Raw genomic sequence first — 12,353 nt, 5'->3', positions numbered from 1 at the left:
GTGCGCTATGAGGAACTCGCAGATGTCCCGTGCTCTATCACGCGGCCGCTGGTGATCTTCGGGGATCGCTGGACCTTGCTGATCCTGAAGTACAGCTTCGCCGGGGTGCGGCGGTTCAACGCGTTCCAGAGCGCGCTGGGGATTTCGCGAAGCCGGCTGCGGGACCGCCTCGATCGGCTGATCGAACACGAGATTCTGGTGAAACGCCCGGCTGATGACGGTGTCTACGAGGAATATCGCCTGACCGAGAAGGGGCACGCGATCTACCCGATTCTGATGGCGATCCGCGACTGGGGGGACGCCTACATGGCGCCGGACGGACCGCCGGTGGAATACCGGCATCGTGGCTGCGCTGGGGAGGCGCACGCGCATCTGACGTGCGATGAGTGCGCGGCGGAGATCACCGCGCGCGACGTCGAGCCGCAGGCCGGTCCTGGAATGTCCTCGGCCGGGCGCCCTGCCTGACGCGGCGCGGTGATTCGCCCGGTCAGGATGTGTGCCAGGTGACCTGGTCGTCGAGGGGTGCGCGGGCGGTGCGGAAGCTGTTGATGGGGTGGGTGGTGTCGGGGTGGCCGAAGGAGATGCCGAAGACGACCTTGCGGGTGTCGGGGATGGCGAAGTAGTCGCGGAGGAAGGGGGCGTAGGAGGCCAGGGCGGCCTGGGGTGCGGCGCCGAGGCCGAGGGCTTGGGCGCCGAGGAGGAAGTTCTCGAGCCAGAGCCCGCAGTCGATGGCGCCGTAGATGCCCAGATCGGCTTCGGAGGTGACGATGGCGACGTGCGGGGCGTCGAAGAATTCGAAGTTGCGCACCATCTGGCGCATGGTCTTCTCGTGGTCGCCCTTGACGATGCCGACGCTGTCGTAGAGCTGGAACCCGCAGGCACGGCGCCGATCGCGGTAGATGCCTTCGTAGGCGGCGGGGAATTCGAAATCGGGTGTGCTGCCTGCGGTCTGGATGTGGTCGAGGAGTTCCTTACGGAACCGGTCGGTGCCTTCGCCCGTGGTGACCACGACCTGCCAGGGCTGGGTGTTGCACCACGACGGCGTGCGCTGGGCGAGGGTCAGCAGCTGCTCGATGGTCGCGCGGTCGACCTGTTCGGAGGTGAACTGACGGCAGCTCCAGCGGTCGTCGGCCAGCCGCTGGAGGGTGGCGAAATCGCTGCTGTCGTGGTCGGTCTGCGCCATCGCGCGGCCCCCTCGGGTACGGAGAACTGGTCTCATTTTGAGACTGAATCTAGCAGTTCCGCCGCTGCCGCGGAACCCACCGGCACCACGAGTTCGGTGCCGGCGGGCGCGGATCAGCCGCGTCGGCGGCCGACGACCAGGATCGCGATACCGATGCCGGCGACCAGCGCTACGCCCGCCCCGATCAGGACGTACCAGGCCCACGGCCGGGCGATCGTCGCCGGACCGCTCACGGCGACAGGCTGTTCCGCTGCCTGCTGCGCACTGGCACCGATATAGGTCGGGCCGGGCTCCGCCGCACCGGCCACGGTGACGTCGAGCTGTACCGGCGTCGGAGGCAGAGCGTCGGCGCCGGTCGGGATGCCGACCTTCACCGCGAGGTAATACCAACCTGCCACCGACTGCGCGCGAACGTCGTAGCTGTCGCGGTTGGCGTAGCGGACCGGCACCGATGCCAGGCGAAGTTCGGCGCCCGATCGGCCGGTATAGGCGTTGGTGTCGGAGCCGATTTCGGTGCCGAGCGGGGAGTACAGCGTGGTAGTCACGTTCGAGGCCGCGATGCGGTTGGCGCCGCCGGTCTCGGCGAAACGCACCCGGTAGGCCAGGCCCTGTCCCCACTCGAGCCGAACACGGTAGAAGACGTACTCGCCCGACTGCACGGTGTCGGTGTAGCTGCCGCCGCCGGGCAGCGTGGCGGCGGTCGTGAACGAGCCACTGCCGCTGACCGGCTGGGCAGGCGACGTCGGTTCGGCGAACGCGGTCTTGGTGGTCGAGGCCGCCGGGCCGGGATCGGTGACGCCGGGTTCGATGCCGACGAGAATCTCCACGGGCAACCGATCGGAGGAGCCCTGCGACACCAGATCCCAGGTCAGCTCGAAGGTGTAGCGACCGGCGCCGGTGCACTTGTCGGACTCGAACAGCGGTTTGGCCGCGCCGTCGAAGGCCTTGGCGATGGTGAGGGTGGCGCCGTCGCTCGATCTGGTCTCGAGTTCACGCTCGCGAATGCCGCACTCCACGCTCTCGCGTCCGAAGAGGCGAAGGTCGAGTGCGTTCATGTCTTCGGTCGTCGAGGTGCTTCGCCCGCGGGGGAACGAGACGATCCCGGTGAAGTAGGCCGTGGCGCCCTCGGGCACGTCGACCGCGTAGTACCGCTTCTCCCGCTGGCCGAGGGTGTCGAGGTACTGGCCGGGCTTCGCGACCGGTGCGGTGCCGATGCTGCCGGTGCCGGTGATGGGCGTGCCGGTGGCCTGGTAATCGCGCAGTGCGGCCGTACTCACCCGCGGCAGAATGCGCTCCAGCGCGGCGCCGTCGGCCGCATCGCTGTAGGTGCCGCCGGTGGCCTGCGCCATACAGGTGAGCTGGGCGCGCGCCTTGTCGTCGACGGCGAACCCGATCGAATGCACGATCAGGTCCAGGCCCTGGTGCTTCAACTCTTTGGCGACCTCGCACGGGTCCGGCGGCGAACAGGTGTCGTCGCCGTCGGAGACGAGCACGATCGAACGCGGTCCGGAATCGGGCAGCGCGTCGGCGGCCTGGCGCAGTGCGGTGCCCATCGGGGTCCAGCCGCGCGCGTGGATACCGTCGACGGCGGTGGTGAGGGCGGGCTTGTCGAGGGTGGTCGGCTGCCGCAACACCTGAACGTCGCGGCATCCTGCCGCTTTGTCGGCCTCCGAGTTGCTGGTGCCGGTGCCGTAGGTGGTGAGCCCGACCGAGGATTCGGCGGGTGCCGAGGCGACGAACGTGCGCACGGCCCGCTTCGCCGAATCCATCATGGTGCCGCCCTGATCGGGGCGCTCCATCGAACCCGAGGCGTCGAGGATGAGCATGGTCGGCGCGTACCGGGCGGGGTCGGCCTGCGCGACGGCCGGAAGTAACGCGGGCAGCACGGTGAGGGTTACGGCGGTGAGTGCGGCGGTCAGCGTGCTGAGTCTCGGCATCGTCCTCGGCTTCGGTGCAGCGGGGTGAAACCGGACAGACGTTACCTATCGGCCACTGCTCGCTCTACCCCTGAGCCAGTGGTGCAAACCACTGTTTGAAACACCCGTCCGGGTGTGCGCAGGTGAGGTCCTCGCGCTGGTGCTCCGGCTCGCGCCTGCGGCGCATCGGGGCGGTTCCGGGGCACAATCGAACGCATGGCTTTGCAGGCCCGCGACGCGCAGGAGCGCAAACGGCACGGCAGGCACTACACGCCACCGGAGCTCGCGCGGTTCCTCGCGCGACGGGCGCTGCGGTACACCCCACGCGCCGGGGTGCTGCGTGTGCTCGACCCGGCGTGCGGGGACGGCGAGCTGTTGCTGGCGGTACGTCGGGAAGTCGCCGCGAGCGCACCGGATATGGCGGTGCACCTGACGGGATATGACCTGGATCGGCGCGCTGTCGCCGAAACCGCCGACCGGGCCGCCGCCCTCGGCGTCGAAATAGACTGCCGCGACGGCGATTTCCTGGCGGCGGCGGCTCGTCTGGCCGACGGCTCGTTCGACTTGATCATCAGCAATCCGCCGTATGTCCGGACCCAGCAGCTGGGCGGGGTGACCGCACAGCTGCTGAGCAAACAGTTCGGCCTGCGCGGGCGGATCGACCTCACCCACCCCTTCGTCGCCATCGCGCCGCGGCTGCTGGCGGCCGGGGGAGTGCTCGGGTTGCTCTGTGCCAACCGGTTTCTCACCACGCGGGCCGGATCGAATCTGCGTCGAATTCTCACCGATGAACTGACGCCGGTGGAGCTCTACGACCTCGGTGACACCAAACTCTTCGCCGCCGCGGTGCTGCCCGCGATCACCGTCGCCCTGCGTGCCACCGGGCCACCCGGCTGCCGCTACGTCTCGGTCTATGAGGAACTGGGAGTCGAACCCGACTGCACCACGGAGCTTTTCGACGCGCTGGCAGGTGATGACAGCTGCCGCGTCGGCGCCGGGGGACGGGTGTTCGCACTGGAAGTCGGCGTGCTGGCGACAGGCGACGCGGTGGCCCGTGCGCCTGTGGCAGACGTGCCGTCGCCGGAGCCGTTGTCCACGGTGACGGCTCCGCCGATAGCGAGCGCGGAGCAGGCAGGACTGATCGACCCGCGAGACGGTGTGCGCCCCGACCGTCACGGTGACACCGCGTGGCGCATGTCGCGCCCCTCGGTGGATCACTGGCTCGGCCGGATCGCCGATCGCACCTGGCGCTCGTTCGGGGAGGCCGCGCGGATCAGGGTGGGAATCAAGACGACAGCCGATCGGGTGTTCATCTCGGACCGCTGGGATCAGATGGACCCGGCACCGGAGCCGGAACTGTTGCGGGAGTTGATCACTCATCACGATCTGCAACCCTGGCGAGTCGCGATGGCGCGCGGCACGAAGGTTCTCTACCCCTACGATCTGCGGCAGCCGCGCCGCACACCGATCGATCTGGCCGAATTCCCCGGTGCCGCGGCATATCTTCAGTCCCACGAACAAGCCCTGTCGGGCAGACGTTACGTCCTCGACGGTGGCCGGAAGTGGTTCGAGATCTGGGTTCCGCAGCGCCCACACCTCTGGGGTGCGCCGAAATTGGTGTTTCCCGACATCAGCGCACGTCCGCGGTTCGCCCTCGATCGGTCGGGTGCGGTGGTCAACGGTGATTGCTACTGGATCTCGCTCACCGATCTCGGCGCGGGGCGTGCGGCCGTCGATCTGGCGTATCTGCTGATGGGCGTGGCGAATTCGGCACTGGGGCTGCGGTTCTACGACGCCGTCTGCGGTAACCGGCTGTACTCGGGCCGACGTCGCTGGATCACCCAGTACGTGGCGCGACTGCCGGTGCCCGATCCCGGCTGCCCGGCGGCGGGAGAGGTGGTGCGACGGGTGCGCGCGCTGCTGGAAGACGGTGTGCCGGTGGCTGATTCGGGCATCGATGAGGCAGTGGCGGCGGCCTTCGGTGTCTCAGTGGATGTCGCGGAGCCCGACCATCGGTAGCAGGGTGCGCCGCGCGAACTCCCGCCCGGCTTCCGCGTCGTCGAGCGGGATGAGCCCGTCGGGGGTCAGTGCCAGCGACAGCGCGAGCCGCGCCATGACCTCGGCGACCAGATCTGGATCGAATTCGGGCACCGGCGCGCTGGCCTGGAGCTCGCGCAGCTTCTCGGCCAGATAGGCGCGCCCGACGGCGAGGATCGGTCCGGCGTCGGTGGTGAGCCGGGGCAGGATGATCTCCGGTTCGGTGCTGAGCAACCGGCGCAGCAGTTCATTGCCCGCGATGGTGGTGACGAAGGCGACGAAGATCTCGACGAGCTGGTCGCCGGGTTCGGTGACCGCGCGTACTCGCTCGTCGATCTCGGTGACGTAGCGCTGTGCCTCACGCACGCCGACGGCTTCGACCAGCTCGTTCTTGGATTCGTACCGCCGATAGAGGGTGGCCGGGCTGATGCCGGCCCGCCGCGCGATCTCGCCCATGCTCGTGCGCTTGATCCCGAAGTCCAGAAATGCCGACAGCGCACTGTCGAGCAGCTTCTCCCCGTCGGTGACGGGCTTTTCGAGTATCCGCGCGAGGATCGACGTAACGGTAGGCATTACCCCATTATCCCCGTGGCGGCAGATCCAATGCGGCCATCTCCTGCTCGATCGCATTGGCCGCGAAATGTACTCCGCGAGAACGGAGTTCGTGAACACGCGATTGGAGTGCTTCGATCCCGCCGGGCTGGGCCGCGATATCGGCCACGCTGAGCGGTCCCGCCGCTCGGCGTACGCCGGAATGCACGTATGCCACCGTGATACCTCCTGCCTCGCGTATCCGGTGCCGACCGCCGCTCCTATGATCGGACGCAATACGCAGGACAAATGTTATCAGGGTTCCCTACTGGTCACTTGCTCAGTGTGACGGGTCACAACACCTCGGCGTCGCGATGGTTGGTCAGATTGTGCAGATACACCGCGGCATTGAGCTTGATCCCGTCCTGCTGGGCCGGGGTGAGTTCGCGACGCACCTTGCCCGGCACGCCGGCCACGAGTGAGCCGGGCGGAATCTGCGCGCCCTCGGGAATCAGCGCATTGGCCGCGATCAGGCTGCCCGCGCCGATCACCGCGCCGTTGAGCACGGTCGCGCCCATGCCGACGAGTACATCGTCGCCGATGGTGCAGCCGTGCAGAATCGCGTTGTGTCCCACCGAGACCCCGGTGCCGACGGTGAGCGCGAAACCGGGGTCGGCATGCAGCACGCAGCCGTCCTGGATATTGGTGCGCGCGCCAATGCTGATCTGTTCGAGGTCGCCGCGCAGCACCGCCGAGTACCAGACGCCGACCTCGGCGCCCAGGCGCACCCGCCCGATCACGGTCGCGTTCGGCGCGATCCAGGCAGTGTCGTCGATCTCGGGAGTGAACCCGCTCACCTTGATGATCATGAACGTCATTATTGCGCCGCACCGCGGAACTGCGCGCGGTGGGCCGCCGGAGACGTGCCGAGCACGCGGTGGAAGTGGTGGCGCAGGCTCACCGTGCTGCCGAAACCGGTGTCGCGGGCGACCCGGTCGACGGTGTCGTCGGTCGATTCCAGCAGCAGCCGGGCATGGTCGACGCGCTGCTGCAACAGCCACTGCTGGGGACTGGTGCCCGTGCGATCGCGGAAGCGGCGGGTGAAGGTGCGCCGCGACATCAGCGCCTCGCGTGACCAATGGTCGAGGTCGACGGCGGTGCCGAGGCGCGCGCGAGCCCAGGCCATCGCGCATTCGATCGGGTCGTCGGGGTCGTCGTCGGGCATCGCGATCGGGATGTACTGCGCCTGCGAGCCATGGCGGTGTGGGGCGGTGACCAGCGATCGCGCCAGTTCGGTGGCCGCGCGGACGCCGAGGTCGGTGCGCACGATGTGCAGGCAGCAGTCCAGCGCGGCGGCGACGCCGGCGGAGGTGATCACGTCGCCCAGATCACTCCACAGAGTGTCGGCGCGTACGCGGACGTCGGGGTAGGCCATGGCCAATGCGTCGGCGGCGGCCCAGTGGGTGGTGACCTCGCGCCCATCGGCGAGCCCGGTCGCCGCGATCGCCCAGGAACCGAGGCACAGGCCGACCAGTCGGGCGCCGGTGGCGTGGGCGGTGTGGACCGCCTCGTTCAGCGTGGGCGAAATCCCTGTGTCACGTATCCATCCCGGAAAGACCACCAGGTCGGCGGTGCTGACGGTATCGAGGCCGTCGCGGACGGTGATGTCGAAACCGGCTGCGGTGGACAGTGTTCCGGGATCCTCGGCGCAGACCCGCACGTCGTAGGGCGACACGTCGTCGACGCCGGTGCCGGACCTGCCGAACACCAGGCTCGGCACCGACAGGTGGAACGGGCTGATTCCGTCGAACGCGATCACGGCCACCGAGGTCATGGCCCGATCTTATCGGTGTACGGCCTGCAGGCCACTGTCGGACGGTGGCTCGCTCGGCGACAGTGATCGGTATGACCGAGATGATCACCCGCCCCGCCCTGGCAGCCGCCCTGCACATCGGCGGCCCGACCCTGCGTTTCCGCTACGGCGGACTGACCTGGCTCACCGATCCGACGTTCGACGAGCCCGGCGACTACCCGGGTCCGGTCACCCTGCACAAGCTCAGCGGTCCGGCCGTACCGGTCGAGGAGATCGGGCCGATCGACGTCGTGCTCCTCTCGCACGACCAGCACGCCGACAACCTCGACAACGCGGGCCGTGCGCTGCTCGCCGAGGTCGACACGGTCCTGTCGACACCGGATGCCGCGAGCCGGATCGACGGTGTACGCGGCCTGGTGCCGTGGGAGACGGTGACCGTCGGCGCGGTGGAGATCACCGCGGTGCCCGCGCTGCACGGACCGCCGGGATGCGAGCCGCTCAGCGGTGTGGTCACCGGATTCGTGCTGCGTGCGCCAGGTGAGCCCACGGTGTACGTGTCCGGCGACAACGCCTCGGTGGAGGTGGTGGAGCGGATCGTCGAGCGGGTCGGGCGCATCGATGCTGCGGTGCTGAACATCGGCGGGGCCAATGTGGGGCGGTTCGGCGACAGCGACGTCACATTGAACGCCCGCACCGCCGTCGCGGCCGCCGTGGTGCTCGGCGATGCCGTGATCGTGGCCGTGCACGCGGAGGGGTGGGGCCATTTCAGCGAGTCGCTGGACTATCTCGAGCGCACCTTCGCCTACGCCGATCGCGCGCATCAGCTGATCGTGCCGGTGCGCGGTGAAATGTTTTCCGTGTGAGCGGCGATTCAACGAATAGTTCTGCTATCTAACATCTTTCGTGCGACCCGCACCTGCTGCTGTCAGGTGCGGGTCCGTGGGCTGAGGAGAAGACATGTCGCGGAAGTTACTGAGGGGCAATCTGTTCCGGGTTGTGCTCGGTGTGCTGATGGCCCTGGTGGTGTTCGCTGTCGGTGCCTGTTCGTCGGACGGCGGCGACTCCGGTGACGCGGGATCGAGTGGGGTGTCGACGACGTCGGTGACCGCGACCACGTCGGCTTCGCCCACGAGTTCGCCTGCGGCATCGACGGTTCCGGGTGGTTCGGGTGGTGGATCGACGCCGGAGTCGTCGTACTACCACTCGCCCACCCAGGCCGCGCCGGGGCCGCCCGCACAGGGAGAGATCCCACCCGGGTACACCTGTGTGCCCGGCCCGGATTGTGGAACGGACTCCTGCGGTCACAACGAATGCGGCATCCCGCCCGGGTACAACTGTGTACCCGGCCCGGATTGCGGAACGGACTCCTGCGGCCACAACGAATGCGGTGAAACAGTCCCGCCGGTCCCGACAACCGTCGCCCCGACCACCACCACCACCCCGCCCCCGGTGACGACGACCCCCACAACGGCACCACCGACCAGCTCCACCGTTCCGGCAACCGCCCCGGAAACCACCTCGAGCGCGGCGGCTCCAGCCCCGGCGTAATCGGCTCGGCCGCGACACGCGATCGAGCCGGCGGCTGAGCTCCGGACCGGGTCCTAGGCTTGCCGGATGACGCGAACGGGCGTAGTCGTCGGGGTGCCGACGGAGGTCAAGCCGCAGGAGTTCCGGGTGGCGCTCACCCCGGCAGGCGCCACCGAACTGGTCGCGCACGGGCACGAGGTGCTCGTGCAGGCCGGTGCCGGAGCCGGGTCCGGCTTCGCCGACGACGACTACCGCGCCACGGGTGCGCGGATCGTGGACGGCGCCGATCAGGTCTGGGCGCGGGCGGATCTGGTGGTGAAGGTGAAAGAGCCCATCGCGCAGGAATACTCACTGATGCGCCGCGACCAGGTGCTGTTCACCTTCTTGCACTTGGCGGCGTCGAAGGAATGTACCGACGCGATCCTGTCGTCGGGAATCGTCGCCATCGCGTACGAGACGGTGCGCGGTGCCGACGGGTCGCTGCCGTTGCTCGCACCGATGAGTGAGGTGGCGGGCAAGCTCAGCGCACAGGTCGGGGCCTATCACCTGATGGCGCCGATGGGTGGCGGCGGCGTGCTGTTGGGCGGTGTGCCCGGGGTGCGACCGGCCGATGTGGTGGTGCTCGGCGGCGGTGTCGCGGGGACGAACGCCGCGAGTATCGCGGTCGGGATGGGCGCCAGGGTGAGCGTGCTCGATACGAATCAGACGCGCTTGCGTGAGCTCGACGCGCGCTTCGCCGGGCGGGTCGGCACCCTCGCTTCGCATGCGCTCGAGATCGACAAAGCCGTTGTCGCTGCGGATCTGGTGATCGGATCGGTGCTGGTGCCGGGGGCCAAGGCGCCGAAACTCGTGTCCGACGACCTCGTCGCGCGGATGCGGCCCGGCTCGGTGCTCGTCGATATCGCCGTGGATCAGGGCGGTTGCTTCGCCTCGACCCGGCCGACCACCCACGCGAATCCGACCTTCGCCGTGGCGAATTCCCTGTTCTACTGCGTGGCGAACATGCCGGGCGCCGTGCCGCACACCTCGACGGTGGCGCTCACCAACGCCACCCTGCCGTTCGCGGCGGTGATCGCCGACAAGGGCTGGCGCGGAGCCTGTGCCGCCGACCCCGGTCTGGCCGCGGGACTCACGGCCGTCGACGGCAAGCTGCTGTCCGCCGAAGTCGTGGCCGCGCACGGATATTCCCTCGGCGCGTAACCGGGCCGCGTCGCGGCTACCGGCCGCCCAGGTACCAGTCCGGGTCGCCGTCGATGGGCAGGTCGCGCAGCTTGTCGGGATTGCGCACCACATTGATGGCGACGACGCGACCGGCGTCGATGACGAACGAGAAGACGCCCATATTGGTGCCGTCGAAGACGACCAGGCCCGGCATGCCGTTGACCAGCACCGCACGACCCCAGCCGTTCGCGGCGGTGTACCAGCCGAGCAGCATCTTGGCGATGAGCTCCGCGCCGCGCACCGGCTGACGGATGGCGGGCACCTTGCCGCCGCCGTCGGCGGTGAGGACGACGTTCTCGTCGAGAATGCCCAGCAGCGAACTCAGATCACCCGAGCGCCAGGCCAGCGAGAACGCCGAAACGACCTTCTCCTGTTCGGCAGGCGACGCGGGAAACCGGGGGGTGCCGTTCTCGACATGCTTGCGGGCGCGGGAGGCGAGCTGGCGGACCGCGGCGGGCGTGCGCCCGACCACCTCGGCGACCTCGGGGCCGGTCATGCCGAACACGTCCTGCAGCACGAACGCGGTGCGTTCGGCGGGCGAGAGCGACTCCAGCACGACCAGCAGGGCGGTGGTGACGCGTTCGTCCTGGGAGATGCGGTCGGCCGGATCGTCCCAGGACGTGACCTCGGGTTCCGGCAGCCACTCGCCGACGTACTGTTCGCGGCGGGCGCGCGCGGACCCGAGCTGGTCCAGGGCGAGGCGGCCGATGACGGTGGTGAGCCAGGCGCGCAGGTTGTCGATCTCGTCCGCCTTGCCCGCGTCGAACTGCCGTTGCAGGCGCAGCCACGCGTCCTGCACCACGTCCTCGGCATCGCTGATGCTGCCGAGCGTGCTGTAGGCGAGGCGCCGCAGGTAGGGGCGGTGTTCCTCGAAGCGGCGGGCCAGTTCGGCCTGATCGAGAGGCTGCGGTGCGGTCATGGTGGGCGCCCGTTCGGTTGATCTTGCTCGGTCACGGCGAGTGTAGAAGTGCCGTCACAGTGATGACGAAGCAGTGGTCGCGGATGTGACATCCGGGTGCGGGGATACGCTCGGCGGGTGCGGAACGCGACATCGACGGCGGTCGGGCTGGTGCTGGGATTTGTGCTCGATCGGGTCTTCGGCGATCCGCGGCGGTGGCATCCGGTAGCCGGATTCGGTTCGGCGGCAGCGGCATTGGAAGGCACAACCTATGCCGACGATCGACGCGCCGGGGTGGTGCACGAGGTCATCGCGGTCGGCTCGGTTGCCGGGATCGGTGTGCTCGTCACCCGTGGGAGGGGTTCGGGCCCCAGCGCAGTACTGGTGACCGCACTGGCCACCTGGACCGCGCTGGGCGGTCGCAGCCTCGTTCGTGCCGGACACGCGATGGCCGATCGTCTCGACGCCGGTGACCTCGCCGGTGCCCGGGAACTGTTGCCTTCGCTGTGTGGGCGCGACCCGTCGGTGCTCGATGCCGAGGGGCTTGCGCGCGCCGCGCTCGAATCCATTGCCGAGAACACCTCGGATGCGGCGGTCGCGCCGTTGCTGTGGGGGGCGGTCGCGGGTGTGCCGGGGGTGCTCGGGTATCGCGCGGTCAACACTCTCGACGCGATGGTCGGGTACCGGAACGAGCGGTACGAGCGGTTCGGCTGGGCTGCTGCTCGTACCGACGATGTCGCCAACCTGGTTCCTGCCCGTGTCACCGGGCTGCTCACGGCGGCCCTCGCTCCGTTGGTCGGCGGGAAACCTTCGGGTGCGTTGCGCGCGTGGCGGCGTGATGCTGCCGGGCACCCGAGCCCCAATGCGGGGGTTGTCGAGGCGTCTATGGCGGGAGCCCTCGGTATCGGGTTGGGTGGACGCACGCAGTATCGGCACGGGACCGAACTCCGGCCGACCCTGGGTGACGGGCCAGCGCCCACGGCTGTGGATCTGCGGCGGGCGGTGCGGATGTCCGGGGCTGTGCAGGTTGGTGCGGTTGCGGTTGCGGGTGTGATTGCTTGGCTGTGGGGCAGGCGGGTTGGCAGTGGTGGGGATGACCGGGGATAGGTAGTCCCAGGACGGTTTGACGCTGTGTTTTTGGCGCGCTGGCGCGCGCGTGTCCGCGGCCCTGAGGGGCCGCCGGTCAGGCGCCGCGGAATCGCTCCTTCGTCGCATCTCCGCGGCGCC

General features: G+C 69.0%; 12 protein-coding genes. 6 read left to right on the top strand and 6 right to left on the bottom strand.

All coding sequences use genetic code 11. From position 1 onward, the window contains the following. Positions 1 to 465 carry a winged helix-turn-helix transcriptional regulator gene (locus ACFWFP_RS34010; RefSeq protein ID WP_379302038.1) on the top strand — a complete coding sequence of 155 codons (465 nt, stop codon included), beginning with the start codon at positions 1 to 3 and terminating at the stop codon, positions 463 to 465. 22 nt (positions 466 to 487) lie between these two features. On the opposite strand, the gene ACFWFP_RS34005 is transcribed toward ACFWFP_RS34010, so the two are convergent. After that, positions 488 to 1,183, bottom strand: coding sequence for a nitroreductase (locus ACFWFP_RS34005; protein WP_379302036.1), 696 nt, complete (start codon positions 1,181 to 1,183; stop codon positions 488 to 490). A 113-nt stretch (positions 1,184 to 1,296) separates the two neighbouring features. Beyond that, positions 1,297 to 3,120: a VWA domain-containing protein gene (locus ACFWFP_RS34000; RefSeq protein ID WP_379302034.1), complete on the bottom strand. Its 1,824-nt coding sequence runs from the start codon at positions 3,118 to 3,120 to the stop codon at positions 1,297 to 1,299. Positions 3,121 to 3,315: 195 nt separating this feature from the next. On the opposite strand from ACFWFP_RS34000, the gene ACFWFP_RS33995 reads away from it, so the two are divergent. Further along, the gene (locus ACFWFP_RS33995; RefSeq protein WP_379302032.1) at positions 3,316 to 5,118 is read left to right on the top strand and encodes an Eco57I restriction-modification methylase domain-containing protein; all 1,803 of its coding nucleotides are present in this window, start codon (positions 3,316 to 3,318) and stop codon (positions 5,116 to 5,118) included. On the opposite strand, the gene ACFWFP_RS33990 is transcribed toward ACFWFP_RS33995, so the two are convergent. The 3 genes from ACFWFP_RS33990 to ACFWFP_RS33980 form a co-directional block, all read right to left on the bottom strand. Next, a complete protein-coding gene (locus tag ACFWFP_RS33990; RefSeq protein WP_379302030.1) occupies positions 5,086 to 5,709 on the bottom strand; it encodes a TetR/AcrR family transcriptional regulator in 624 nt (207 codons plus the stop codon). The two genes, ACFWFP_RS33995 and ACFWFP_RS33990, sit on opposite strands and share 33 nt — an antisense overlap. A 311-nt stretch (positions 5,710 to 6,020) precedes the next feature. Next, positions 6,021 to 6,536, bottom strand: coding sequence for a gamma carbonic anhydrase family protein (locus ACFWFP_RS33985; protein ID WP_101469311.1), 516 nt, complete (start codon positions 6,534 to 6,536; stop codon positions 6,021 to 6,023). Between the two features lie 8 nt (positions 6,537 to 6,544). Then, positions 6,545 to 7,501: a GlxA family transcriptional regulator gene (locus ACFWFP_RS33980; protein ID WP_379302028.1), complete on the bottom strand. Its 957-nt coding sequence runs from the start codon at positions 7,499 to 7,501 to the stop codon at positions 6,545 to 6,547. Positions 7,502 to 7,572: 71 nt separating this feature from the next. Here ACFWFP_RS33980 and ACFWFP_RS33975 point away from each other — a divergent pair, with 71 nt between their 5' ends. The 3 genes from ACFWFP_RS33975 to ald all read left to right on the top strand — a co-directional run bounded on the left by ACFWFP_RS33975 (position 7,573) and on the right by ald (position 10,207). Next, positions 7,573 to 8,343, top strand: a complete 771-nt coding sequence (locus tag ACFWFP_RS33975; RefSeq protein ID WP_379302026.1) for an MBL fold metallo-hydrolase — start codon at positions 7,573 to 7,575, stop codon at positions 8,341 to 8,343. A gap of 94 nt (positions 8,344 to 8,437) precedes the next feature. Then, the gene (locus ACFWFP_RS33970; RefSeq protein WP_379302024.1) at positions 8,438 to 9,028 is read left to right on the top strand and encodes a hypothetical protein; all 591 of its coding nucleotides are present in this window, start codon (positions 8,438 to 8,440) and stop codon (positions 9,026 to 9,028) included. 66 nt (positions 9,029 to 9,094) lie between these two features. Beyond that, positions 9,095 to 10,207 (top strand): alanine dehydrogenase, encoded by a 1,113-nt coding sequence (ald, locus tag ACFWFP_RS33965; protein ID WP_379302022.1) that lies wholly within the window; start codon positions 9,095 to 9,097, stop codon positions 10,205 to 10,207. Positions 10,208 to 10,223: 16 nt separating this feature from the next. Here ald and sigJ read toward each other — a convergent pair whose 3' ends face one another. Continuing rightward, complete coding sequence (gene sigJ, locus ACFWFP_RS33960) at positions 10,224 to 11,147, bottom strand: RNA polymerase sigma factor SigJ (RefSeq protein ID WP_379302020.1); 924 nt, start codon at positions 11,145 to 11,147, stop codon at positions 10,224 to 10,226. A gap of 117 nt (positions 11,148 to 11,264) precedes the next feature. Here sigJ and ACFWFP_RS33955 point away from each other — a divergent pair, with 117 nt between their 5' ends. Next, on the top strand, positions 11,265 to 12,233 hold the full coding sequence (locus tag ACFWFP_RS33955) for a cobalamin biosynthesis protein (protein ID WP_379302018.1): 969 nt from the start codon (positions 11,265 to 11,267) through the stop codon (positions 12,231 to 12,233). Positions 12,234 to 12,353 lie beyond the last annotated feature (120 nt).

The sequence above is a fragment of the Nocardia sp. NPDC060249 genome, assembly GCF_042728755.1.
GTDB lineage: Bacteria > Actinomycetota > Actinomycetes > Mycobacteriales > Mycobacteriaceae > Nocardia.
The sequence above is the reverse complement of the archived record's forward strand: the minus strand, read 5'-3'. Positions and strand labels throughout refer to the sequence as shown.